Raw genomic sequence first — 25,171 nt, 5'->3', positions numbered from 1 at the left:
GCCGACCCAACTCCGGGGGACCTACTGGCTGGGGACCTGAAGGGGTTTGTGTGTCACCAGATAGATTTCACCGTCGGAAAACCGGGCCAGCGGCTCGATGTCAGCCGCCTGGCGGAGTCCTTCGATGATGTCCAGGCATTCACCACGGTAGGCGCGCTTGAAGCGAATCAGGTAGGCCTGTCCTGCTTCCGGCCAGGTTGGGCGAAACCGAAAGGGAAGGTGCTCGGCCCGGATGTGGGCCAGAAAGTACAGTCCTTCGGGGTCGTTGGTATAGACCGTCCGTTGGGTGAGCTGCTCACGCACCTGGCGGACATGAGCCAGGGTTGGGCTGGTCTGCCAGTGAACGGCATGGTAGCCCTTGCCTTCCCGGCGCACCTCAAATCCAAGTGTCAGTGTAGAAAGTACCGGATGGGTAAACCAGATCAGTGCTCCCAAGATAATGAGCCGGGATTGTGCACCACCGGAGACTTTGCTTTTTAGATATGGATAGAGCACCTTGTTTGAAAAGCTTAACAAGACGACGACCAAGGATATAAAAACTGGAGAGAGCAAGCGGTTGTCAATTGGATCGTATGCAAAGCGCATGGAAGAAACAAAGACAAAAAGCGAATACGTGGAAACAAAGATTACAAGAGATAATATGTTGGTATCCTTTATTTGGCAGATACATGCAGTGGAAACTGCAAAGGTCAAAAAAATAAATATCGCGATTAAAATAAAATAATTTTGCAAAATATCTGTCTGAAGAATAAACCAACTGGAAAAGGTGTCGAAAAGCAAAAAAATAATCTCCTTTGGTTTCAGAGAGGCCATAGTTCTCGGGCCAAAAGGAGTACCAGATAGAATATAGTTTCTCAATACCCAAAGAGATATGGGTAAGGATGAGATGAATGAAAAAGCAACAATTTGATATGCTTTTTTTTGTAATCTTTCACTCGTTACCAGAATCAGAACTAGTAGAAATGAAAAAACAGAAAAAAGTCCTGCGTAACGAGCCATACATGAACAGGCCAGATAAAGTGAGCATGCCAATAAATCTCTTGTATCCCTGGATGAGATAAAGCCAATCAGATTCAGGAATGCCAGAGTTGTAAGGAAAATGAAAAGCATTTCACTCCAGGCAAAGACAGAAACCCAGGTGATCGGTACACCCAGGATAACCGAGATACAGACGGCGATTGAGAGGGGAAAAGATTTTGTGACCAGGAGGGCAAGCCGGCCAGAGAGGTAGGCAACAGCGACGAAAAGGATAAGGTTGAGCAGAAGAGCCGATGTCGCCAGGGTGAAGCCAAGGAGGAAACTTATGGTGGCAATCGCCAGAGGATACAGCGGCGGTTGGGCAACGAATGGCTCACCCCGGTAGGAAAGAAAGCCCCTGCCTTCAAGCAGGTGCTGGGCAACCGCCAGATAGCCCACCGAATCCGGCGAAAGCCCAATCCCGTGCCGGGACATGGCAAACCACAGCCAGCCAGCACCAAGCAAACCAATGAGACCAAACCACAATTGCTGTCTCCAGGCAGGGGGCAGGCGCAGTGCGTTGGGCGCAGTGGGCGTCATCGGCTCAAAGACAGGGCCTTGCTGGAATTCAGCGTCGGTTTTGAAAGCTGACAGCGCCTGAAGCTACGCGCACAGGTGAGCGCGCGCCAGGGTCAGCGACGGGAAAACGCGGGCGGTGCGGGCCTGGATTTCCAGCGATGGTGCCTTGAAGTCCGGCACCATGATGACCGTGACACCGGCGGCATGGGCGGCCTGGACGCCCGGTTCGGAATCCTCAAAAGCCAGCACATCCCGGGGGGACACACCCAGCCGTTCACAGGCTGCCAGGTAAATGTCCGGCGCGGGTTTGGGACGCTGTACCTCATCGCCGGTCACGGTAATGTGGAAGTGACGGTCCAGCCCCGTGCGTACCAGACGCTGCCGGGCCGCCGGACGATGCGTTGAGGTCGCCAGCGCCTTGGGCAGGGCGTGGGCATCCACGGCCGCAATCATGTCCCACGCGCCCGGCTTGACAGGAATGGGTGCTTCGGCAAAGCAGACCGTCTCGTAGTGCAGTACGCGCTCGTGAAAATCCGGCATCGGAACCTGATCGCCGAAATGCTCCAGCACAATCTGAAGGGCATCGGCGCGGGAACGTCCCACAAGCCGTTCATAGAAGTGTGGTGTAATGACAAAACCACAATCTGCCGCCGCCCGCTGCCACGACTGGCAGTACAGGGTTTCCGTATCAATCAGCAGGCCATCCATATCGAAGATGACCGCTGCAAAATCGCTCAACTTCATGATGCCGGAAATAAACACGAGCCAGACCCTACGGGCAAGTCAGCGGGACTTGCCAACCGGATTGTCCGGCCGGATGGGGCTCGACTATCGTAACCCGAATCAGGGCTGTCCTGTGGAAAGCTTTTCCCGCCAACGGATGTATCTATGTATCCTGCCCAGCGAATTGCCGTGATTGGCGCCGGAAGTTGGGGAACGGCGCTGGCTTTGGTCGCGGCCGCGCGTCCGTCCTCCGACGGCACGCCCCGTACCGTCACCCTCTGGGGGCATCGCCCGGAACACATCGCCACCCTCTGTGCCACCCGTGAAAACCAGCCCTACCTGCCCGGATTCCGGTTGCCGGAAAACATCCTCCCCATGGCCGGACTGGCGGCAGCCCTCGATGGCGCCCAGATTGTCCTGCTCGTCGTGCCGTCGCACGTCACACGCAGCGTCCTGATGGCCATGCGCCCCTACATCACGCCCACCATGGTATTTGTCAGTGCCACCAAGGGCATCGAGACGGACACCCTGATGCGCATGTCGGAAGTGGCTTTCGATGTCTGGCATGACCTTTTCGAGCCGCGCTACGTCACCCTTTCCGGCCCCAACTTTGCCTACGAGGTGGCGAAGGGCGATCCCACGGCGACCGTCGTCGCGGCTTTTGCGCCCCGCTGGGGGGAGTATGTCCAGAGCGAACTCAGTACGCCCAACTTCCGCCTGTACTACAACCAGGACATCACCGGCGTCGAGATTGCCGGCGCGTCAAAGAACGTCATTGCCATGGCGGCCGGCGTCATGGTGGGGCTGGGTTTTGGCCACAACACCGTCGTCACGCTCATCACCCGCGGACTGGCGGAAATAACGCGCCTGGCCGTGGCGCTTGGCGCGCGGGTCGAGACGCTGTCCGGCCTGGCCGGAGTCGGCGATCTCTTTCTGACAGCAACCGGCGCGCTTTCCCGCAACCGGTACGTCGGCGTCGAACTCGGCCGGGGACGCCAGCTCGATGACATCCTCGCCGGTATGACGAACGTGGCCGAAGGCGTCAAAACCACGAAGGCCATCCATGCCCTGGCGCAGAAGCATCAGGTGGATATGCCCATGACACGCGGCATGTATCAGGTGCTGTACGAAGGCCGCAGCGTACAGGACGCCATGGCCGAAATCATGGGGCGTCCGCTGCGGCGCGAGTACTGACAGCCCAAAAAATCATTCCAAAAGCAAAATCTGGTTTGCCAAGGCGCGTCATTTTGGCTAGTGTATTGAACATCACACTTCTGCGCCCCCCAACTTTACTTTCCAAAACAACGCTCGTTCCCTTACGGATGCGCCATCAGCCAGGCAGAGCCCTTCTGTGGCCGGCCTGGTCACAGGTGTGTCAGGAGTGGATGTCGAGTCCCGGTACATGGAGGTTTTGACGCATGCTGCCAAACAAAATGCGCGCGGCTGTAGTTCACGAGTTTGGAAAACCCCTGACCATTGAAGAAATGGACGTGCCCCGTCCGGGGCCCGGACAAGTGCTGATCAAGGTCGTCACCAGCGGGGTCTGTCACACGGACTTACACGCGGCCGATGGTGACTGGCCCATCAAACCGAAACTCCCGCTGGTGCCCGGTCACGAAGGGGCCGGTTATGTGGCGGCTGTCGGCGATCAGGTGACTTCCGTCAAGGAAGGTGACCGGGTCGGTGTGCCCTGGCTGCATGACGCATGTGGCCTGTGTGAGTACTGCCTGACCGGCTGGGAGACCCTGTGCGAGCACCAGCACAACACGGGGTATTCCGTGGACGGCGGTTTTGCCGAATATGTCGTGGCGCCGGCCGCCTACGTCGGACACATCCCGGATGGTCTTGATTTTTCTATTGCGTCACCAGTGTTGTGCGCCGGGGTGACAACCTACAAGGCCATCAAGGAAACCCAGGCGCGTCCGGGTGAATGGCTGGTGGTCATCGGCGTGGGCGGCCTCGGACACATGGCGGTGCAGTATGCCAAGGCCATGGGGCTGCACGTCGGGGCGGTGGACATTGCCTCCGACAAGCTCGAACTGGCCCGGCAGCTTGGCGCTGAAGTGACCGTCAACGCCAAAGAAGAAGACCCGGTGGCAGCTATCAAGCGTCAGACCGGTGGGGCGCATGGCGTCGTGGTCGCGGCCGTTTCAGCCTCCATTTTCCGCCAGGCCATTGCCATGCTCCGGCGCGGGGGGACGTGTTCGATGGTGGGCCTGCCGCCAGGGGATTTTCCCCTGCCGATTTTCGATGTGGTGCTCAACCGTCTGACCGTGCGCGGATCGATTGTCGGAACGCGGAAGGATTTGCACGAAAGCCTGCAATTCGCCGCCGAGGGGAAGGTCAAGCCAAACATCGAACTCCAGCCGCTGGAGCAGGTCAATAACGTGTTCGAGCGGATGAAGCATGGTCAAATCAACGGGCGGGTGGTCCTCAACCTTGGTCTCAACGGAACGGCCTGACCAATTGCCCTACCGCAGAGCGGCCCGGGTGGATTCCAATGCCGGCGTTTCCGGTAGCCCGGCTTCCTGCAGAATCCACTCGGGCACATCGCGGAACTGAAGTTTGTAGAGCTTTTTGTATATCCCCTCGCGCGCCAGCAGTTCCTTGTGCGTGCCTTCTTCCACGATGCGCCCATGCGCCATGACGACAATGCGCGTGGCCCGCTGGACCGTGGACAGCCGGTGGGCAATGACGAAGGTCGTACGCCCTTCCATCAGGGCATCGAGGGCCGCCTGAACGTAGTGTTCCGACTCTGAATCTAGGGAACTCGTCGCCTCATCGAGGATGAGAATCCGTGGGTCCTTGAGCAGCGCCCGCGCAATGGCAATCCGTTGCCGCTGTCCACCGGAAAGCTTGACCCCGCGCTCGCCGACAATGGTCTGATACCCTTGGGGAAACGCCATGATGAACTCGTGGGCATGCGCAGCGCGGGCGACGCGCTCCACGTCCTCCGGCGTCGCATCCAGCTTGCCATAGGTGATGTTGTCGTACACCGTGCCGCTAAAGAGCGTCGTTTCCTGGGGGACGATGCCAATGTTGGCGCGCAGGTCGGCGAGTTTCCACTGCCGTACGTCAAGGCCGTCCACACGGATGCTGCCGGAGGTAAGGTCATAAAACCGGGGGATGAGTGCAATCAGGGTGGATTTGCCGGCCCCGCTTGGTCCCACCAGCGCAATGACTTCACCGGGACGGGCCGTGATGCTGATGCCATCCAGGGCCGGCTCCGTCCGTCCGGGGTAAATGAAGCAGGCTTCGCTGATTTCAACCAGTCCCCGGACTTCCGGCACGGAGCGGGCATCGGGGGCGTCGCTAATCGCAGGTTTGGTGTCAAAGAGTTCGACGACACGCCGTGACGCGCCAATCGTCTGATTGAACTCGCCGTAGTATTCGGCCAGCGTGCCCAGGGCCCCGCCAACCCACGCCGCGTAAAACAAAAACTGGATGAGTTGCTCGGCGGTGAGCTTGCCTTCCAGAACCTGATTGCCGCTGTACCAGAGCAGCCCGACAAAACCGCCGAAGAGCACAAACACAATTGCCGCATTGAACAATCCACGGGCCAGGGCGCGGCCCAGGGCCTCGTGGAGCGAGCGGGTGATATGTGATTCGTAGCGGTTGACTTCATAAGGCTCACGGGTGAAGGACTGCACCGTGCGGATGCCGGCAATGGTTTCTTCGAGAATGGCCGTGGCCTCGGCCAGGGCATCCTGAACGCGCGTGCTGCGCCGCCGGATGCTGCGCCCAAAGAAGGCAAAACTCACCACAAGCACCGGAATGAGCGCGAGCAGCAGACTGGCCAGACGCCAGTCAATCCAGAACAGAAACGCCGTTCCCCCCGTGAACACGATGACCTGCCGCATGGCTTCCGCCAGACTCAGCGTGACGCTGTTCTGGATGGCCGTGACATCCGAAGCAATCCGGGAGGTGAGTTCACCGGTACGCCGGTTGGCGAAAAACGTGATGTCCAGCGAAAGCAGATGCCGGTAGAGGTCCCGGCGCACGTCGGCCACCAGCTTTTCACCCACATAGTTGAGCAGGTAGGTCCGCCCGAAGCTCAGGACGGACTGCACCACCAGGATGCCCGTCAGCAGGGCCAGCACCGGATCGAGTGGCGAAAGACGGTAGCCGGGAAACAACGCCGTCAGCCACCCTGAAACGAGGTTCAGAAGTGGTGAGAGCGCCGAGGGCTTGTCCGGGGAAAAGATCGAACCAAACAGCGTGCCGACGAAAAGCGGGTAGATGAGTGCCAGGCTGCCTGCCCCAAGGAGACAGAAGAACGCCAGGGCAAAGTAGGGCAGATACGGCGCGCCATACTTCGCCATGAGCCGGGCGGTGTCTCTGGCCGCCGCCTTTTTGTCGAATTTTTCCTTTTGTGGGGCGGAAACGAGTGGTGCGGTCGAAGCCGCGCGTGCCGTGGACATGACAAATGTTTGGATACCGACGGTGACTCAGGATTCGGGGGGAAGCAAGGACGGTGATGACGGCGGTGAAGCTGGCGGGGGCGGTGACGGCACAGCCGGCGCGCTGGCGTCAGTGACAATGTCGGTGACAATCGCTGCCTGCCGCCGCCGGACCAGCCAGGCCCCGACGGCAAAGGCGGCGCAGCCCAGGGCAATGGCCTGCGAGGTGGAAAACGGCCCGACGGCACCACGCGGATCGTCGCGCCAGATTTCAATCACGAACCGGATGACGGCATAGCCGAACATGTACGCCAGGATGATTTGCCCGCGAAACCGCCGCCGGTGGAAAAGCCAGCCCAGCGCCAGGCAAAGACCGAGTGTGGCCACGCTCTCGTAGAGCTGGGTTGGATGGAGGGGAATGCCGTAGGGCACGCCGGTCAGTTCATGCCCGCGTTCGGAGAAGCGCACCCCGCACCAGGCGTTGGTGGGCCGCCCCCAGCAGCACCCGGCGGCAAAACATCCCAGGCGGCCGAAGAACTGCCCCAGGGCAATGCCGGGCGCGCAGGCGTCCGCCACCCGCCACCAGTCAAGTCCGCGCCACCGGACAAGCAACAGACTGGCCGCAATCGCCGCCAGCAGTCCGCCATAGAAGACCCCGCCGGAGCGCAGCACATCGAGCGAGAAGATGGCCCGCCAGTCCCTGTGAAAGCTCTCCCATTCGACCACGACGAGCAGCACCCGCGACCCGACCAGCGAGGCGATGAGCGCATACAGCACGATGTCCAGCACCTCACCACGGGGCAGACCATCGGCAACGGCAAACCGTCCGGCCAGCCACATGCCGCTGAGAAAGCCAATGGCGAGCAACACGCCGTAGGTGTTGATGATGAAGCCTGTGCCGGGAATCTCGAACAGTTCGGGAAACATGCCCTGCTCCTTACGGTGGACGATTATCCCGGAAAAGGTGGGAGAACGCCAACCATCGGAAGCGCCACGGGCCGGCGTTCCGTCCGGGCTTGTCGTTTCCGGCCGGTTTCGCCAAGCTACGGAAACAAGTGCCGGATGCGGCCGGTTGGCCGGCTCACGGTTGGCCGGGCCGGTTCAGATGGCCCACAGATGCCCATGCCCGTTGTGTTTCCATCCTTTGCCAAGATCAACCTGTCGCTGGAAGTTATCGGCCGGCGACCGGACGGCTATCACGAACTGCGAACCGTCTTCCAGACGATTGACCTCTGCGACTGGCTGGAAATTGACATCACAGACGAGCCGGCCATCTCGCTGACCTGCGATGAGCCGACACTGGCCTGCGACGAGCGGAATCTGGTCGTGCGGGCGGCCCGGGAGCTTCAGGCGGCGACGGGGGTTGCGCAGGGCGCGCGCCTGCACCTGCGGAAGCGCATCCCCATGCAGGCCGGACTGGGTGGCGGAAGCAGCAACGCGGCCGTGACACTGCTGGCGCTGCAACGGCTGTGGGGCGTGACTCTGCCGGCAGTGACGTGTCAGCGCATCGCAGCGGCGCTGGGGGCGGATGTGCCGTTTTTTCTGACCGGCGGCACGGCGCTCGGTCTGGGACGCGGGGATGACATCACCCCTCTGCCGGAGGTCAGTCTGCCGGTCATTGTGGTTGTCAATCCCGGGCTGGCGGTTCCAACCGGCCCCGTGTTTCGGCGTTTGAACGCAGGGTTGACAGACGCGGAGACCGTCCGTAAACTGGCGGCTTGCTTACCAAACCGGGTGGATTGGTTGGCAACTGGAAATGACCTTGAAGCGACCGTCTTTGACGCCTTTCCACTGGTACGGGAAGTGCGTGATCGGTTGTCCGCCCTCGGCGCTCATGTAGCCCGCATGTCAGGCAGCGGCAGCACGGTGTTCGGTCTCTTCGGGGAGGTACAGGCCGGGGAGGCGGCGCGGCAGGCTTGTCTGAATGCCGGATGGCAGGCGTGGCTGGTCTCCTCGGTGAGCCGTGAAGCTTATGTGGAGCGCCTGAAGGGAACGATAACCGGATTGGCGCCGTGAGCGGCTTTCGGGTTTGCTGGCAGATCGTCCAATGGTAGGACAAGCGCCTTTGGAGCGCTGAATCAAGGTTCGAGTCCTTGTCTGCCAGCCACTTTCGTGATGGATCACCGGCGACGCCTTGCCTGGAAAACCGCAGGGCGTCGCATTTGTTCGTCCGTGGGGGATGAGGGCAACAACGTCATGAGCGGGATGCGCGTGTTCTGTGGCAACGCCAATCGTCCCCTGGCGGAGGAAATCTGTCGCTACCTTGGCATCCAGCTCGGCGATGCCAACACCACCCGTTTCAGCGACGGCGAGTTCAACTACCAGATCAATGAAAACGTCCGGGGGGCCGATGTCTTCATCGTTCAGCCGACCTGCCCGCCGGTAGATAGCCACGTCATCGAACTGCTCATCATGCTGGATGCCTTCCGGCGGTCCTCGGCGGAACGCATCACGGCGGTCATCCCCTACTTTGGCTATGCCCGCAAGGACCGGAAAGACCGCCCACGGGTGCCGATTTCAGCCAAGGTCATGGCCAACATCATCACCACCGCCGGGGCGACGCGCGTGCTGACCATGGACCTGCACGCCGGGCAGATTCAGGGCTTTTTCGATATTCCGGTGGATCACCTCTACGCCGCGCCGGTGCTGCTGGATTACTTTGCCAAGAAAAAGCTGGAAAACCTTGTCGTCGTGGCGCCGGATGCCGGTGGCGTCGAGCGCGCCCGGGCCTACGCCAAGCGGCTGGATGCCGATCTGGCCCTGGCCGACAAGCGGCGTGACAAGGAACAGGCCAACACGGTCGAGGTCATGAACATCGTGGGGCAGGTCGAGGGCCGCCCCGCCCTGATTGTGGATGACATGGTGGATACGGCCGGGTCACTGACGCAGGTCGCACAGGCCATTGCCGACAAGGGGGCAACGGCCGTGTACGCCTGCTGTACTCATGCCGTGCTCTCCGGCCCGGCGCTGGAGCGGATTGCCAACTCTCCGATTGAAGAGCTCGTGGTGACGAACACCATTCCGCACCCGAACCTGGCCCTGTCCAGGATTCGGGTGCTGAGTGTGGCGGGGTTGCTGGCGGAAGCCATCCGCTCCATTCACACGGCCACGTCGGTCAGTCGGCTTTTTGTGTAGGTTTTTTTCGTCTTGGGCGCGGCAGGTTTTGTCTGCGGAGCCAAACAGGATTCGGAGCAGAGAAGAAAGGTAAGTGGTACGTCGTCATGATTGCTGACACCGTGATTGAAGTGCAGGCGCGGCAGAAGCTTGGTTCCAACGAGGCGCGGCGCTGTCGCCGGGCCGGAGCCATTCCGGTCAATGTCTATGGGCGCCAACAGCCGTCATTCAATGGTCTGGTGGACCGCAAAGCCTTCGCGGCGTTCGTGCGCAAGGGGGTGAGTCGGGCTACGGTGTTCAACATCAGCCTGCCGGAAGAAGGGCTCGTGCCGGTCATCATCCGGGAAGTGCAGACCCATCCGGTACGCGGTTCCATCGAGCACCTGGACTTTTTGCGCGTGGCCCTGGATGAGCCGGTCAAGACCCCGGTGCCCCTGCGTTTGCAGGGCGAGCCGCTGGGGGTCAAGCAGGGGGCGGTGTTGCAGCGTGGGGTACGCACGCTCACGGTCAAGTGTCTGACGGCGCAACTGCCCACAGAAATCGTGGTGGACATCACGGACCTGAAGATTGGCGGGCGCATCTATGCACAGGATGTCAAGCTGCCCGAAGGTGTGCAGTTGCTCTCGCCGCCCACCCAACTCATCGCCTCGCTGGTCGGCACGCGCGCTTCCGCCGAGGCGGCGGCCGCAGCCGCAGGTGAAGCGCCGAAGAAGGGCAAGAAGTAGTCCCGCTGTGAAGTGTGTCGTGGGACTTGGCAATCCCGGCGCAACCTATGCCCTGACGCGCCACAACATCGGCTTTCTGGTGGTGGATGCACTGGCGGAACGCGCCGGCCGGCCCATCAAGCTGGCGGAGTGCGAAGCCCTGACCGGTCGCATCACCGTGGGCACCGAGGTGGTCCTGCTCGCCAAGCCGCAGACCTTTATGAATGCTTCGGGACAGGCGGTAGCGCTGCTGTGTGCCAGGTATGACTGTAACCCGCAGCGTGACCTGCTGGCCGTGGTGGATGATGTCGCCCTGCCCTTCGGCCGCCTGCGCCTGCGCGCCAAGGGAAGCGCTGGCGGTCACAATGGTTTGAAGTCCTTGAATGCGAAGCTCAGAACCGAGCACTATGCCCGCCTTCGGGTGGGCATCGGCCCGGCGCACCCGGTCGAAAACCTGGCTGATTTCGTGCTGAGCCGTTTTTCGGCGGCGGAACAGGCGGAGCTGCCGGCCGTGACGGCGCGCGCCGCCGATGCCGTCGAAGCCTGGGTACACTATGGCATCGAGCCGGCCATGGCACGGTTCAATGCCTGACCCCGGGCCTGACCCGGGGGCAACCCCATCCGGCGTTCCGGTAACGCCGCTATATCCCTTGCTTCCCTCAATCTGGAGTGGAGGCGTCAGTCGGGTGACTGAGTCCGAAAGGAGCCTAACGAGTGAATACGAAGTGTGATCGTCTTTATGAAGTGATGTTTATTGTCGATCCTGACCTGCCGGAAGGGGAAATGGAAGGTATTGTAGAGTCCCTTTCCACGCAGATCACCAGTCAGGGTGGGGTGGTCAACAAGGTCGAAAAGATCGGCCGGCAGCGACTGGCCTATATGATCCGTAAGGGAAGTCGCCGGTTTTACGAGGGCTTTTATATTCTGCTCCATGTCAACGGCACGGGGCGGGAAATTGCCGAAACGGAGCGTCGGTTGCGGGTGCTCGATCCGGTCATCCGCTTTCTGACGGTACGTGTGGATGAAGACCTCAAGCGCGCCCAGAAAATCAAGGCCCGCCGGGAGCGGCGGATGGAAATACGCGCCGCGCGCCGGACGGCAAACAATGCTGGTGCTGAGTCAGAGGGTGACGAATAGCCCATCAGACGAAAGGCAAGGTGAAGACCATGGCGATGATGGAACTGCTGTTGAAGGAAAATGTCGAGCACCTGGGTATTCGGGGCGACATCGTGAAGGTCCGCGCCGGCTATGGGCGCAACTATCTGATTCCCAAGGGACTGGCGCTCATGGCGACCCGCGCCAACATCAAGCTCATCGAGCGTGAGCGGCAGCGTCTGGTCAAGCTGGCTGAAGCCGAACTCGCCGCGGCCCGCTCGCTCAGCGAGAAGCTGGCCACCCTGACGCTGACCTTCCCGCGCAAGGCTGGTGAGAAGGGAACGCTCTACGGTTCGGTGACTTCGATGGACGTTGCCGAGGCGCTGGCCGCCCAGCAGCTCGAAGTCGAGCGGCGGCAAATTGCTCTCAAGGAGCCAATCAAGGCGCTTGGGGAATATGAAGTGCCGGTCAGGCTGCACCGCGATGTGACCGTGGCGCTCAAGGTCGTCGTGGTCTCCGACGCACCAGCGTCCGACGCACCAGCGGCGGCGGCCCCTGCCACACCGGTTGCCAGCCCTACGGATACTGCCGCCCCGGCCACCGCGCCGGCGGCGGAGTAGCCCTGCCCGGCATCGCCAGAAACTCATGAAAGCCACCGTGCACGTGACCCTCAAGCCGGGGGTACTTGACCCGCAGGGGCAAACCATTCAGCGCGCCAGTGAGGCCCTCGGCTTCACCCGCATTCGGGACGTTCGGCAGGGCAAGTTCTTCGAGGTCGAGCTGGCCGACAGCGACGACACTGAAGCCGCCCGCGCCGAGCTGGAACGGTTTGCCCGTGAGGTGCTGGCCAACCCGGTCATTGAAGACTACCGGATAGAGTTTCTTCCAGCCTGAGCGGTCCGGTGCGCGTGAGGGGCCTCACAGCAGGAAGGTCCGCCGGACCAGATCGAGCGCAACCTGCGAAGCCAGGTGGCGGATGCGGTCGCGGTCGCCGGGCAGGATGAACTTCCGGTGCGTCACGATGAAGTCGCCGGCAACGCCGACATAGACCAATCCAACCGGCTTTTCATCCGTTCCGCCATCGGGGCCGGCAATGCCGGTGATGCCGACGCCAATCGTTGTTCCGGCGCGCGCCTTGACGCCAGTTGCCATGGCTTCGGCGACTTCGGCGCTGACCGCGCCGTGTGCGGCAATGAGTTCGGCCGGAACACCCAGCCGGCGGGTTTTGGCCTCGTTGGCGTAGGCAATGACGCCTTCCAGAAAATACTTCGAGCTGCCGGGCACGTCGGTAAGGCGCTTGGACAGCAGCCCACCCGTACAGCTTTCAGCCGTGGCAATGGTGTAGCCCTTGAGGGTCAGCCGCAGCCCGACAATCTGCTCCAGCGTCTCGCCACAGTGCGAGAACACATTGACGCCAAGCACCTGTTCAACCTGCCCGACGACTTCATCGAGCAGCGCCTCGGCTTCGGCGTCGGAGGGGGCGCTGGCAGTGAAATGCAGTTCGACTTCGGTGTTGTTGAACAGGATCGTCGTGGTGGGGTTGGTGTAGCGCGTATAAATCGGGGCAATCAGGTCATCCACTTGGGATTCGCCCATGCCGGCCACCCGTAACGTCCGGGTGCGGAGGCGCGTGCTGCCGGCCAGGGGCGCCAGTCTGGGGCGAACGTGGGTCGTAAACATCGGCCGCATTTCGCGTGGCGGTCCGGGCAGCAGAATGAGCAGCCGGTCGCCTTCCGCAATCACGATGCCCGGCGCCGTGCCGTATTCGTTGTGGAGCGCCTCGGCATCGCGCGGCACAAGTGCCTGCCGTTCGTTGTTGGGGGCCATCTTCAGGCCGCGGCTTTCAAACTGATGCCGGATGCGGTCGAGAATGTCCGGCTGGAGTACGAGCGGGCGCTGCGTGACACGCGCCACAACCTTTCGCGTGATGTCATCCTCGGTCGGCCCCAGTCCGCCGGTGGTGATGACGACCGGCGAGTTGCGGAGGGCATCGCGGAGGGTTTCTTCCAGAAACAACTCGTCGTCACCGACGACGGTCTTGCGGCGCACGGCAATGCCCAGGGCATTGAGTTCGGCGGTCAACCACAGGGAGTTGGTGTCGCTGCGGAACGGCGTGAGCAGTTCCGAGCCAATGGCAATGATTTCGGCATGTGACATGGCACGTTGAGGTGAGAGGAGAACGTTTTGCGGGAGTGGATGTTACGCCATGTCGGGGGAGAAGGCGGAACCGTTTTCGCCTGCCGAAACCAACTGACCAAGGTCGGCAAGGAAGCGGAGGTGGGTCCTGGAGTTCCCGTCCCTGGTTTTTGCCCACGACAAGACGGCCTGTTCCTGGGCGCGCGTCAATCCGACGTACAGCAGCCGGCGTTCTTCCTCCAACCGGTCGTTGTTGTGGCGGTTCGGGTTGGCTGCCGGTGGCGGACTGCCTGACACCGGGGAGGATTCTTCCAATGCCGGCAGCCAGACGTGGGAAAATTCCAGACCCTTGGCGGCGTGAATGGTCATCAGTGTGACGGCCTCACAGTCGCGCCAGTGATCAGCCGCCGTCATCAGGCGGGTGAAATCCAGCAGCGCCTGCATGCCTTCACGGGTCGGAAGATCATCGTAGCGCTTGGCCAGGGCGGCCAACACCTCCGGCGCCTGGTTGACCGTCTCCGTTACATCGCTGCCCAATCTTTTCCTCCATACAGCGAGGGCCGTTGCTGCCACCGGCTCGCCTTCCAGGCGTGATACGAGCCAGTCATCCGTGGCCGTCTTCCACATAGCCGCACCTGCCTGAAACAGGCTGGAGGCGTCCGCGTCGGTTTCAGACATCTCCAACAGCATCGCCAGCGCCAGGATACCCAGCGTTTCTGCGCCGAGAGTTGCGGCGCGCTGTTCCTGGTAGTCCCGCTGCATCGCCTGAAACACTGCCGCCAGCGCACGTGTGTCATCGAGTGCGCGGTGCGCCGTGCCTATCTCGATGCCATGCGCCTGCGCAAGGTCTTCCAGGCGACAACGCCTGATGGTGGGGTGATCGGCATAGAGCTGCCGTGCAAAGAGCAGGGTGTCAAAGCATGGGTGGTCGAATGTCAGTCCGGCCTCCCGGAAGCGGCGCCGGAGAATCCTGAAATCAAAGGCCAGTCCGTTGTGCGCGACGAGCAAATCCTGCCCCAGAAAGGCATGCAGCGCCGGTGCGATCTCCTCGAAGGTGGGGGCGTCGGCCACCATCGCCGGGCTGATGTGATGGGTCTTTTCGGCTTCGGTGGAGATTGGCTCCAGGGTCGGTCGGACGAGCTGGCTGTAGGCTTCCGTTTCCTTTCCCTGCCGGATGCGGACGGCGGCGACTTCCACAATGTCGCAGTGCTGTGCGTCTTTATCCGTCGTTTCCAGGTCCACGACGGTGTAATCCGCAAAGAGCGGTTGCAGCGTCGTGGCCAGATACGTCCGCATCAGCTTCCACAGGGTGACGAAACGGCTTGGCTGCGCGCCCCGTTCGTCCGTGGGTAGCGCGCCAGGATCAACCTGACGGCGGGCATAGGTTGCCTGTCCCGGCAGGGTCGTTGCGACGAGCAGGACGCCGTCAAACTTCCACTGCCGGGTGGCTGTCTGTTCGGCCGCGGGGTCAAGCGCCAGCAGGACGGCCTTTTCAGTCGGTATCTGGGGAGGCAGTTTGCGGCCGGCGCAAACGTGAAAGGCGGCCTGCCCGGCAAGGGTATGCACAACGAGGTACGTGGCGACTTCTTCCACGAGTGGATCGGTGGCGGCAATGACCAGCGTGCCTTTGACTTCACTCAGCCGCGCCAGCCACCTGGCTGCCGTGACCAGATCAGGCGAAGGGACAGCCAGCGGCGGCATGGCCGCCGTGTCGGCTTTGAGAAACGCGCCCAGCGTGGCTATCCAGTGGGACAGGCACGGGGAAGTGTCCAGACAGGTTTTGCCAAAGGCAAGCCAGCCCACGATTTTCCCGGCCGCGCGCCGCACATCGGATTGGTCGGCTTCAAGCGCCTCCCAGAGGATGTGGCGCAGTGCCTGTTTGCCCGTTGCACTCCGGTGCTGTTGCTCAAAGTACCGGCGGGTGGCATCGTCACAGATCAGCCCGATGAGTTCCGCCAGGGCCAGGTCGTCGTCAGGGTTGACAATGGTGCGCATCAGCAGCAGCCACTGCTTTACCGTGGGAGCTTCAAACTGGCCTGTGCGGCGTACGACCTGGCAGGGAATGCCTTTCTCCAGCAAGGCGACTTCGATCTGCTGTCCTGTGTCGTGGCGGCGGTAGAGGATGGCCATTTCTGACAGCGGGACGTTCTGTTGCCGGGCGGTGAGAATGTCCTGGGCAATGCCCGCGATTTCTTCTTCCGGGCTGCCGTAGGGGACGATTTGAACGGCTTTCCCGGCCGCACGGTGGGCCTGTGGGGATTTGTCAAACAGGCGCGGCGCCTGTGCCATAAGACGGTTGGCTGCTTCCACGATGTGGCCCGAACACCGGTAGTTGGTTTCGAGCCGCAGCACGGCCTCGTCCTGCCCGGCAAGAAACTCCGTAAAAAACTCGTGGATGTTTTCCGGGTGCGCCCCGCGCCACGCAAAGATGGACTGGTCATCGTCAGCAACGGCAAAAACGGGAATGATGTTTTCACAGCGCTTGGTATTCAGGTCCTGCCGCAGGGCCAGACGTTTGAGGATGGCGTACTGCATGCGGTCGGTATCCTGAAACTCATCCACGAGGATGAAACGCAGTCCGGCCCGCACTTCGTCCAGAATCTCTGTCCGGTTGAGCAGCCTGCCGGTCAATACCAGGATGTCATCGAAGTCAATGAGGGCGTTGTGGCGCAGTCCGGCCAGGTACTGGGCAAAGAAGGGATTTTCTCTGGCCAGTGTGTCCATATCCTTGAGTTTGCCCAGCCGCTCCTGGGAAAAGTGCAGCAGGATGTTGCGGGCGTTTTGCTCTGTGATGTTGGGGCGCAGGCGCTGGAGCAGCCTGATTTGCGCGTTTTCGTCGGCAATGCCGAAATGCCTGGGGAGGTCAAGGTGCGCGTGGTGCTGCCGCAGCAGGCGAATGCAGAAGCTGTGGAAGGTGCCAATCGTCAGCCGTCCGGCTTCGTCGGGGAGCAGCCAGCGCAGCCGATAGCGCATTTCCTCGGTCGCCTTGTTGGTGTAGGTCACGGCGAGGATGTTGTCCGGCGGCACCCCCAACGCCCGGATGACATGGATGACACGGTACGCCAGCGTCCGGGTCTTGCCCGTTCCGGGACCGGCAATGACCAGGTTTGATCCGAACGGCGCTTCGACAGCCCGCCGTTGCTCGTCACTCAGCGAAAGGCATTCCATGGCGTTTCAGTCCACAGGTGGACGGGTTGGGTGGTTGGCAGGTCCGTGCAGAAACCGTGTCGCCAGGGTGTACGTGGGCAGGCTGTCCGCCCGAAAAGCCTTCACTGGCCGCGCTGGCGCAGGGCCGCCTGGGCGGCTGCCAGGCGCGCAATCGGAACGCGGTAGGGCGAACAGCTCACGTAATCAAAGCCCAGTTCGTGACAGAACGCCACGGACGACGGTTCACCGCCATGCTCACCACAGATACCGACTTTGAGCGTCGGGCGTGCCGCGCGCCCTTTCTGGGCGCCGATGCGGAGCAACTCGCCCACGCCTTCCCGGTCCAGGACCTGGAAGGGATCGTCGGCGAGGATTTTCCGCTCAACGTACATCGGCAGGAACGTTCCGGCATCATCCCGTGAGAAACCAAACGTTGTTTGGGTCAGGTCGTTGGTGCCGAAGCTGAAAAACTCCGCGACGGTGGCAATTTTGTCGGCCGTCAGAGCTGCCCGTGGCAGTTCAATCATCGTGCCGACCAGGTAGGTGAGGGTGACGCCGGTCGCCTGCTGAACTTCGTCGGCGACGCGGCGGATGATGCTTTCCTGGGCGCGCAGTTCGTTGACATCGCCGACCAGCGGCACCATGACTTCGGGCAGGACGGTGATGCCACGCCGGGTGACTTCGACGGCGGCTTCAAAAATGGCCCGCGCCTGCATTTCGGTAATCTCCGGGTAGGCAATCCCCAGCCGGCAGCCGCGATGACCGAGCATCGGGTTGTGTTCACGGAGCGCCATCACCCGGGCCCGCACATCCGCCACCGGCAGGCTGAGTTTCCCGGCCAGCGCTTCGATTTCTTCATCCGTGTGCGGCAGAAACTCGTGCAGCGGCGGGTCGAGCAGGCGAATGGTGACGGGAAGGCCGTCCATGGCTTCAAAAATGCCCACGAAATCCACCCGCTGCATGGGAAGCAGGGCTTCGAGTGCGCCCTTGAACAGCCGGGCCGGGGCTTCCAGTTCCGCTTCGAGCGCCGCACGCTCGGCTTCCAGCGCAGCGACTTTCTCGGCGTCGCCTTTGAGGCGTTCGAGGTCGGCGTTGACTTTGCCCAAGGCAGCGGTCAGCCGTTGGTAGGCCCCAGAAACCATGATCATCTGCCGGACGGTATCAATGCGGTCGCCTTCAAAGAACATGTGTTCGGTACGGCATAGTCCGATCCCTTCGGCACCGAAACGCCGCGCCACCTGTGCGTCATGAGGTGTGTCGGCGTTTGTGCGTACGCGCATCTGACGCGCGTCATCCACCCAGCGCATGAAGGTTTCGAAGTCGGCTCCGGTTTCCGGTTCGACCAGTGGCAGGTCGCCGAGCAGAATCCGTCCCGTCGTGCCGTCCAACGTGATGAAGTCGCCTTCCCTGAGGGTCCGCCCGCCGAGGTGCATGCCTTCGGCATCGAGTCGGAGGTCGCTGCATCCGGCAATGCACGGCTTGCCCATGCCGCGCGCCACAACGGCCGCATGCGAGGTCAAACCGCCGCGCGCCGTGAGGATGCCTTGGGCGGCGACCATGCCGTGAAAATCTTCGGGGGAGGTTTCGGTACGGACGAGGATCACCCGTTCGCCACTGTGCGCCCGTTTTTCGGCCACATCCGGGTCAAACACAATCGCACCGGCTGCCGCGCCGGGGCTGGCCGGCAGTCCCTTGCCAAGGACGGTCGTTTCCGCTTTCGGGTCCACCATGGGGTGGAGCAACTGGTCGAGGTGGTGCGGCTCGACACGCAAAACCGCTTCTTCACGTGAGATAATCCCCTCGTTGGCCAGGTCAACGGCAATCCTGACGGCTGCCGCGCCGGTACGTTTGGCGTTGCGCGTCTGGAGCATCCACAGCTTTCCGCGCTCGATGGTGAATTCCAGGTCCTGCACATCGCGGTAGTGCCGTTCAAGGCGGGCGGCCACTTCGCGGAACTGCTCATAGACGGCGGGCATCCGGTCGCGCAGGGCAGCGAGTTTTTCCGGCGTACGGATACCGGCAACGACATCCTCACCCTGGGCGTTGGGGAGGTATTCGCCGAACAGGACGGGTTCGCCCGTGGCCGGGTTGCGCGTAAAGGCCACACCGGTGCCGGAATCTTCGCCCATGTTGCCAAAGACCATGGCGACGACGTTGACGGCCGTGCCGAGGTCGTCCGGGATTTTGTTCAGCCGGCGGTAGTCCACGGCGCGTTTGCCGTACCACGAGTTGAAAACGGCGCAGATGGCCAGGCGGAGCTGTTCGTAGGGATCAGTGGGGAACGACCGGCCGGTTTCCCGTTCGACGATAGCTTCAAACTGCGTCACCAGGTTTTGCAGGTCGGCGGCGGTCAGTTCGGTGTCGAGGCGGACACCGCGTTCGGCTTTCAGGGCTTCCAGCGCGTGGTCGAACCGCTCACCGGGGATACCCAGCACGATCCGGCCGAACATCTGGATGAACCGCCGGTGGGCGTCGCGGGCAAAGCGCTCATTGCCAGTTTGGGCAATGAGGCCCTGAACCGTGGTGTGGTTGAGGCCGAGGTTGAGAACGGTATCCATCATCCCCGGCATGGAAAACTTGGCGCCGGAGCGTACCGACACCAGCAGCGGATTGGAAGCATCACCAAACTGTTTTCCGACGGCAGCTTCGACTTCGCGCAGGGCCGCTTGGACTTCTTCCCAGACATCGGCCGGAAGCTGGTTGCCGGCGGCATAGTAGCGATGGCAGACGGCTGTCGTGATGGTGAAGCCCGGTGGTACGGGCAAACCCGCCAGGGTCATTTCGGCGAGTCCGGCGCCTTTGCCCCCCAGCAGGTCTTTCATCGCGCCGTTGCCATCGGCCTGTCCGGCGATGAAGCGATAGACATTTTTGTGTGGTGCGGCATGGGGTATCATCAGAAAACCTCGTCAGGGATGTGGATTCGTCAGGGATGCCTGTGCCGCGCGCAGGATGGGAAGCGGCGCGGCCCGTCATCAAAACTTGTACTTGGCAAGCCCACAACTGTCGAGCAGACCCTGGACGTACTTGGCCTGTCCGTCGAAGTAATCCCGGCTGCGCCCATACTCGCCGCCTTTGAGCAGTGGGTTGAGGGCGATGCCTTCCAGCAGCGCCTGGCGGTCAAGGCTATCGGCAACACACCACAGGGCGAGCTGAACCGGGGTGAGGTCAAGTTTCTGGGGCGGCAGCCCGGAGCCCGGCGGCGGCGGTGGTGGTTCGGCGGGACGGTTGGCGGCAAAACAGGTCACGAACGTGTAGGTGTCGCCTTCGAGCAGGTTGCCGAGGTCATAGACCGTTTCGCGCGTCATGGAGAGTTTGCGGCGGGACAGGGAAAACACCTCGATCTCGCGCTGGGCGACCTGACCCACGTCAAGTGCAATTTCCTCGCGGCTGGTCACGACCAGGTCCGTCGTCTCTGGACTCCGGCTGCGCAGCAACTGCCCCGGCTCAATGGCAATGAGAATGGGACGGTTGCTTGTGTTGCGCAGTGAGATTTCGACAATGCGCCCGAAGAACGGGTGCTCCGGCCGGCGTGCCATACCGAGCCGCTCAAGGCGCACCTCGCCACGCGCGATACGCTCCACCAGCGCCGTCTGGAGGGTGCTTTCATCGTAGCGCTGCTGGGGTGTTGGCTGACAGGCCACACTCAGCAATCCTAGCAGCACGAGCAGGGACGTACCCCACACGCTGCCCATACTTCTGTGCCGATACCATTGCATCCACATCTGACTCGGTGGCTGTCGCCCTGCAAGTTACCAGCGCAGGGCCATGGCTCCCCAGGTGACGCCGGCGCCAAAGGAGGCAAAGACCAGCAGGTTCCCCGGTTTGACCCGCCCGGCCTGGACACATTCATCCAGCGCAATCGGGATGGATGCTGAGGATGTATTGCCGGTGCGGGCGATGTTGGCGTAGATGCGCGCCGGGTCAATGTTCAACCGGTCGGCGACGGCATCCGTAATCCGTTGGTTGGCCTGGTGGGGGATGAACAGGTCCACATCACTGGGGGTCAGGCGCAGTTCATCCAGAATCTGTGCCACGGTGTCCGCCATGCTGCGCACGGCGACTTTGAAAAGCTCGTTGCCACGCATCTTGATGTAGTGCAGGCGCTGCTCGATGGTTTCCGGGCTGGCCGGGTAGCGTGTGCCACCGCCGGGCGTGTAGAGCAGGTCGGCATAGGCCCCATCACTCAGAATGCGGTGCGCCAGAATACCCCGCCCGTCCTCGACCGGGCCGACGACCGCCGCCCCGGCGCCATCGCCGAAAATAACGCATGTGGCGCGGTCGGTGTAGTCCACGAAGCGGGAGAGCAGTTCAGCCCCGATGACCAGGATGTAGCGGCAGTGACCGGCTTCGATGAAGGCGCGGGCCGTGGCCAGTCCATAGATAAAGCCGGAGCAGGCGGCCACGAGGTCATAGGCTGCGGCCCGCTTGGCCCCAAGGCGGGCCTGGATGATGCAGGCTGTCGAGGGCAGCATCATATCGGGACAGACCGTGGCGCAGATGATGAGGTCGAGATCGGCGGGCGTGAGTCCGGCCGCCTGGAGAGCGCGTTCCGCCGCCAGGGTGGCGAAGTGCGAGGTCGTTTCATCCGGGGCGGCGATCCGGCGTTCGCGGATGCCAGTGCGGGACACGATCCAGTCGTCGCTCGTTTCAACCATCTGTTCGAGATCGGCATTCGTCAGGGTTCGTTCCGGCAGGGCGTGTCCCGTTCCCAGGATTCCAGCAGCTTGGGTAGGCATGGTTGACTCCAGTTCGTGGTGGGTGGCTTCAGTCTTGGGAAAATCGTGTTGGGGAACCTCCGGGCGCCTTTTTTTGCCGATACAGCGTTTTGCCGATACAGCGGTGGAAACCCGGAGCGGAAGGTGACGGCTACAGACCTCGCGCCGGTTACTTTGAAAGCGCTGGAGGATGCGCGGCGTCAAAGCCTTCCAGGGCAATGATAGCCGCCCGAACCTCCGCCGGCAGTGGTACTTTCTGCTGGTTTCGGTAATCGTAGGACACGATGAGACCGTCGCCTTGGGCAGCCACTTTGCCATGGCGGTGGCTGATGACTGTAAAACGCATGACGAAACGATCCTCGCCCAGTCCGGTGACGCCCGTCCCGACGGAAACCGTGTCAGGATAAGTCAACGGAAACCGGAAGCGGCACTGGGTATGCGCCAGGATGGGCCCGATGCTGTGGGGGAAGTCGAGTCCGAAGGCAATGCGTTCAAAGTAGGCGATCCGCGCGCTTTCAAAGTAGCGGAAATACACGGTGTTGTTGACGTGCTGCGCGGCGTCCATATCACCCCAGGCCACCGGGCAGGTGATGACGAGGGAATGGCCTTCCAGTCCTTCCAGCGAAGAGGGGGTGGCAGATACCATAGTGAAAACAGCCTCAGTCACAGGTTGTTTCCCAGCCGGCCGGCCCGTCTGATACCGTCCGTCTGGTGAACAGGCACCAGGAAAGGTAGCGTCAAGTCACAGGCGCAACGTATCGTAATACAGCCTGAAATACCACTCCCGGTACAGGGTTTTTGGCTGGGCCGGGTTGTGTTCCCGTGGTGCCTGGGCGTCTATGGCGGAACTGTTACCTCGCGCCGTCAATGTGAATCGAACCGAAGGGAGCCTGTCGGTTGTCTGGCCGGATGGTACGACTACAACCCTGCCGCTGCTGAAACTGCGGCAGGTCTGCCCATGTGCCACCTGCGCTGAAGCCCGCGGGGAGAACCCGCATCCGGGCCTGCTCGAAGCTCCGTCGCCGGTCCAGTCCCGGTCGCGGGGGCTGCCACTGCTGGGTGACGTGCGGAAGTTTCAGATCAGTGGTCTGCACCACGTCGGGCGCTATGCCTTGGGCGTGACCTGGGGCGACAACCACCAGAGCATTTACTCGTGGGCCTTTCTGGCGGAAATGCGTCAGCCCGACACCCCACCCACAGCTTGAACCCCGGTCCCGCATGGCGGGCTGGTGTTCTGCCGAAGTGAGCCGGTTTGAGCGGTCGGCCAGGGGTAGGCTTGTCAAAATGCAGGGAACTGGGAAATACTGCATCCATCACGACCATTGCTGCCGTACTTCTGGTGCAATGCCCCGCACATGTTCGTATCCCGGGAGTCGTTTGCATGACACAGCGACTCGAAGACACCTGTGTTCCACGTCTCATTGGCGCCTGCCACCAACGGCGGTTGAGCGGAACATTGACGTTCAGGCAGCCACAGGTGGTGCGTCATGTGTACTTTGAACAGGGCGCGGTCGTTTACGCGGCCAGTGAAGTCGTCACCGAACGCTTCGGCGAGCGGTTGTGCACGTTGGGTTGCATTTCTCCTGAACAGCTCGCCCAGGCGATGCTGGAAACCAAAAAGGGGAAACGCCTTGGGGCCTGTCTGGTGGAACTGGGCTATCTGACCGCCGCCGACCTGCAGGCCATGCTGGCCGGTCACGTCAGCTACTTGGTGCAGTCGCTTTTCGCGTGGACGACCGGTGAGTATCAGTTTCAGCCCCAAAAGGTGCATGTGGATGGCTTTCAGCAGTCCCTGTCGCCGGTGAACCTCATCTTCGAGGGGATTCGGAATTTGCCCGATCCCGGTCTGATCCGGCGGTGGCTGGGTTCGCCCCAGCGCGTCCTTCAGCCGGTCGGGGCGCAGCAGGTCAACGTTCCGGGACTGAAACTCACTTCGGAAGAAGCGTTTGTCCTCTCCCGGCTCGATGCACCACTCCGGGTCGAGGAAGTCTGCCGTGCGGTGCCCCTGCCTGAAGAGCAGGTTTTACGCGCACTTTGCGCCTTTACGGCGACAGGCATCGTGAGTTTCGCGGATGCTGATCCGCTGCCGGCCATCGAGGCCAATGTCAAGGGCGCAGCGACTTCATCGGCAAAGACGACGGTGGGGATTGATGCCCGGCAAGCCGCCGAACTGTGCTTCGAGCTGGAAGAAAAGCTGCGTGTCGTGGATGGTGGGGGAAGCCACTACCAGGTTTTAGGTATCAACCGGCGGTTCACTCCCGAAGAACTCAAGAAAGCCTATCGGGAACTGGCCAAGAAGTTTCACCCGGACCGCCACTCACAACTGGCTGCGTTTGATTTTCAGGTCAAGGCGGAACTGGAACGTGTGTTCATTGCCGTGCAGCAGGCCTATGACGTGCTGAGCGATGAGGAAAAACGGCGCAGGTATGATCTGACCCTGACGGGAAGCAGTTCCCGCTCGACGCCGGGTGGAAGCCGCCTGCCGACCGGGTCCTATCCAGCGGCCCGTCCCACGCCGCCCAGCCCGCCGCCGGTTGCCGGACGGTCCTCACCGCCTTCCGGGAATGTGCCAAAGCCACCGGTCATGCCTCCCCGGCCGCCCGTGCCGCCGGCCCGGCTGGCGCCGACCGCCGAGGCGCCGCGTCCGCCGGCGCCTCCTTCGGCACCCCCCCAACCACCGTCCAACAGTTCGTTTCCGACTCCACCTGTCCTGCGGCGGCCGACGGTGCCGGCACCCGCCCCGAATGCACCGGGCCCGAGTACGCCCACGGGGACACCCGGCGCGACTTCACCCGGTGTGGATGCCCCGCGCCCACCGGCCCCGACACCTCCCGTCCCACCACCTCCAAGGGCAACGGCGGACGCGCCGCCGCTGCCGCCGTCGGCACCACCCCGGATGCCAACCGGGGCGTATCCCAAGGCGCTTGGTCCCAGTCGCCCGGCTGAGCCGCCGCCGGTTTCAGCCTCGGAGCTGTACCTGCGGACGGTCGAATACATGGGGAATGGCGATGTTGAGCGCGCCTATCAGTCCATTCGCCGGGCCGTCGAGCAGCGCCCCAACAATGCTGACTACCATGCGCTGATGGCGCGCGTCCTGCTCCGCATGCCGGGGCGCAACAAGGAGGCGGAAAAGTCCTTTCTCACGGCGATTGATCTGTGCCGTGACCCGGACGAGGTGACAGAACTGCTCATGGAACTGTCTGACCTCTACCTCAAGTTCGGCCTCGAATCCCGCGCCGTGGAGTGTCTCGAACGGGGGCTGGAACTGTCGCCAGAGCATGAGGAACTCAGGAAACGTCGCCAGGCCATCAACACCAGGCAAAAAACCACGCCCCGGCTGACCGGCAGCCTCCGGGTGGCCACCGGCAAGCGCCTTCAGGCGTTGGTGGGAAAGGTGTTCGGATTGGACGAACCAAAGGAAGACAGCAAATCAGGCTGAGGCTTTACTTCGCCCCACAGCGCCGCTAGCCGGGGCCGCCGGCCGGTGGTTTCCGCGGCCCTTGCAGCGGGGCTGCGTGGGAAACATAAACCGGCGCCGTCTCTTTCCGGCCGGGATGCTGCGGTCTGAAGAAACCCGGTTGCGTAGGCGCGGCGCGCTGGC

At 62.2% G+C, this 25,171-nt stretch carries 21 protein-coding genes and 1 tRNA gene; 12 read left to right on the top strand and 10 right to left on the bottom strand.

Annotation, left to right across the window (positions count from 1 at the left end; translation table 11 throughout):
- Nucleotides 1–21: 21 nt before the first annotated feature.
- Complete coding sequence (locus J8C05_RS08105; RefSeq protein ID WP_211421726.1) at nucleotides 22–1,557, bottom strand: ArnT family glycosyltransferase; 1,536 nt, start codon at nucleotides 1,555–1,557, stop codon at nucleotides 22–24.
- Between the two features lie 63 nt (nucleotides 1,558–1,620).
- Entirely contained in the window at nucleotides 1,621–2,280 is a 660-nt protein-coding gene (locus tag J8C05_RS08100) for an HAD family hydrolase (protein ID WP_211421725.1), read from the bottom strand.
- A 144-nt stretch (nucleotides 2,281–2,424) separates the two neighbouring features.
- Between J8C05_RS08100 and J8C05_RS08095 the strand changes: the two genes are divergently transcribed.
- Together J8C05_RS08095 and adhP are read left to right on the top strand one after the other, a co-directional pair.
- Entirely contained in the window at nucleotides 2,425–3,453 is a 1,029-nt protein-coding gene (locus tag J8C05_RS08095) for an NAD(P)H-dependent glycerol-3-phosphate dehydrogenase (protein ID WP_211421724.1), read from the top strand.
- A 224-nt stretch (nucleotides 3,454–3,677) separates the two neighbouring features.
- Complete coding sequence (gene adhP / locus J8C05_RS08090) at nucleotides 3,678–4,721, top strand: alcohol dehydrogenase AdhP (protein ID WP_211421723.1); 1,044 nt, start codon at nucleotides 3,678–3,680, stop codon at nucleotides 4,719–4,721.
- A gap of 9 nt (nucleotides 4,722–4,730) precedes the next feature.
- Here adhP and J8C05_RS08085 read toward each other — a convergent pair whose 3' ends face one another.
- Nucleotides 4,731–6,680 (bottom strand): ABC transporter ATP-binding protein, encoded by a 1,950-nt coding sequence (locus J8C05_RS08085; protein ID WP_211421722.1) that lies wholly within the window; start codon nucleotides 6,678–6,680, stop codon nucleotides 4,731–4,733.
- A 27-nt stretch (nucleotides 6,681–6,707) separates the two neighbouring features.
- Nucleotides 6,708–7,586 carry a prolipoprotein diacylglyceryl transferase gene (locus J8C05_RS08080; protein WP_211421721.1) on the bottom strand — a complete coding sequence of 293 codons (879 nt, stop codon included), beginning with the start codon at nucleotides 7,584–7,586 and terminating at the stop codon, nucleotides 6,708–6,710.
- Nucleotides 7,587–7,775: 189 nt separating this feature from the next.
- Between J8C05_RS08080 and ispE the strand changes: the two genes are divergently transcribed.
- The 8 genes from ispE to purS all read left to right on the top strand — a co-directional run bounded on the left by ispE (nucleotide 7,776) and on the right by purS (nucleotide 12,466).
- Nucleotides 7,776–8,675 (top strand): 4-(cytidine 5'-diphospho)-2-C-methyl-D-erythritol kinase, encoded by a 900-nt coding sequence (gene ispE / locus J8C05_RS08075; protein WP_211421720.1) that lies wholly within the window; start codon nucleotides 7,776–7,778, stop codon nucleotides 8,673–8,675.
- 17 nt (nucleotides 8,676–8,692) lie between these two features.
- A tRNA-Gln gene (locus J8C05_RS08070) sits at nucleotides 8,693–8,766 on the top strand.
- A gap of 98 nt (nucleotides 8,767–8,864) precedes the next feature.
- A complete protein-coding gene (locus J8C05_RS08065; protein WP_281503762.1) occupies nucleotides 8,865–9,794 on the top strand; it encodes a ribose-phosphate diphosphokinase in 930 nt (309 codons plus the stop codon).
- 86 nt (nucleotides 9,795–9,880) lie between these two features.
- Nucleotides 9,881–10,498, top strand: a complete 618-nt coding sequence (locus J8C05_RS08060) for a 50S ribosomal protein L25 (RefSeq protein WP_211421718.1) — start codon at nucleotides 9,881–9,883, stop codon at nucleotides 10,496–10,498.
- Between the two features lie 7 nt (nucleotides 10,499–10,505).
- Nucleotides 10,506–11,069 carry an aminoacyl-tRNA hydrolase gene (pth, locus tag J8C05_RS08055; protein ID WP_211421717.1) on the top strand — a complete coding sequence of 188 codons (564 nt, stop codon included), beginning with the start codon at nucleotides 10,506–10,508 and terminating at the stop codon, nucleotides 11,067–11,069.
- A 122-nt stretch (nucleotides 11,070–11,191) separates the two neighbouring features.
- Nucleotides 11,192–11,614: a 30S ribosomal protein S6 gene (gene rpsF / locus J8C05_RS08050; RefSeq protein WP_343316623.1), complete on the top strand. Its 423-nt coding sequence runs from the start codon at nucleotides 11,192–11,194 to the stop codon at nucleotides 11,612–11,614.
- A gap of 35 nt (nucleotides 11,615–11,649) precedes the next feature.
- Nucleotides 11,650–12,192, top strand: a complete 543-nt coding sequence (gene rplI, locus J8C05_RS08045) for a 50S ribosomal protein L9 (protein ID WP_211421715.1) — start codon at nucleotides 11,650–11,652, stop codon at nucleotides 12,190–12,192.
- 25 nt (nucleotides 12,193–12,217) lie between these two features.
- Complete coding sequence (purS, locus tag J8C05_RS08040; RefSeq protein ID WP_058867124.1) at nucleotides 12,218–12,466, top strand: phosphoribosylformylglycinamidine synthase subunit PurS; 249 nt, start codon at nucleotides 12,218–12,220, stop codon at nucleotides 12,464–12,466.
- 24 nt (nucleotides 12,467–12,490) lie between these two features.
- On the opposite strand, the gene J8C05_RS08035 is transcribed toward purS, so the two are convergent.
- The 6 genes from J8C05_RS08035 to J8C05_RS08010 all read right to left on the bottom strand — a co-directional run bounded on the left by J8C05_RS08035 (nucleotide 12,491) and on the right by J8C05_RS08010 (nucleotide 22,216).
- A complete protein-coding gene (locus tag J8C05_RS08035; RefSeq protein WP_211421714.1) occupies nucleotides 12,491–13,729 on the bottom strand; it encodes a competence/damage-inducible protein A in 1,239 nt (412 codons plus the stop codon).
- 42 nt (nucleotides 13,730–13,771) lie between these two features.
- Nucleotides 13,772–16,876: a UvrD-helicase domain-containing protein gene (locus tag J8C05_RS08030; RefSeq protein WP_211421713.1), complete on the bottom strand. Its 3,105-nt coding sequence runs from the start codon at nucleotides 16,874–16,876 to the stop codon at nucleotides 13,772–13,774.
- Nucleotides 16,877–16,977: 101 nt separating this feature from the next.
- A complete protein-coding gene (ppdK, locus tag J8C05_RS08025; RefSeq protein WP_211421712.1) occupies nucleotides 16,978–19,749 on the bottom strand; it encodes a pyruvate, phosphate dikinase in 2,772 nt (923 codons plus the stop codon).
- Between the two features lie 78 nt (nucleotides 19,750–19,827).
- Nucleotides 19,828–20,547, bottom strand: coding sequence for a hypothetical protein (locus J8C05_RS08020; protein ID WP_211421711.1), 720 nt, complete (start codon nucleotides 20,545–20,547; stop codon nucleotides 19,828–19,830).
- Between the two features lie 57 nt (nucleotides 20,548–20,604).
- Nucleotides 20,605–21,591 carry a beta-ketoacyl-ACP synthase III gene (locus tag J8C05_RS08015; protein ID WP_211421710.1) on the bottom strand — a complete coding sequence of 329 codons (987 nt, stop codon included), beginning with the start codon at nucleotides 21,589–21,591 and terminating at the stop codon, nucleotides 20,605–20,607.
- A gap of 148 nt (nucleotides 21,592–21,739) precedes the next feature.
- A complete protein-coding gene (locus J8C05_RS08010; RefSeq protein ID WP_211421709.1) occupies nucleotides 21,740–22,216 on the bottom strand; it encodes an acyl-CoA thioesterase in 477 nt (158 codons plus the stop codon).
- A gap of 193 nt (nucleotides 22,217–22,409) precedes the next feature.
- Here J8C05_RS08010 and J8C05_RS08005 point away from each other — a divergent pair, with 193 nt between their 5' ends.
- Nucleotides 22,410–22,775 (top strand): gamma-butyrobetaine hydroxylase-like domain-containing protein, encoded by a 366-nt coding sequence (locus J8C05_RS08005; RefSeq protein WP_211421708.1) that lies wholly within the window; start codon nucleotides 22,410–22,412, stop codon nucleotides 22,773–22,775.
- Between the two features lie 176 nt (nucleotides 22,776–22,951).
- On the top strand, nucleotides 22,952–25,009 hold the full coding sequence (locus tag J8C05_RS15625) for a DnaJ domain-containing protein (RefSeq protein ID WP_211421707.1): 2,058 nt from the start codon (nucleotides 22,952–22,954) through the stop codon (nucleotides 25,007–25,009).
- Nucleotides 25,010–25,171: the final 162 nt, after the last annotated feature.

Origin of the sequence: Chloracidobacterium sp. N, assembly GCF_018304765.1 — a bacterium.
Taxonomy (GTDB): domain Bacteria; phylum Acidobacteriota; class Blastocatellia; order Chloracidobacteriales; family Chloracidobacteriaceae; genus Chloracidobacterium; species Chloracidobacterium aggregatum.
Note: the sequence above shows the minus strand (reverse complement) of the source record. Positions and strands in the feature narration are given on the sequence as shown.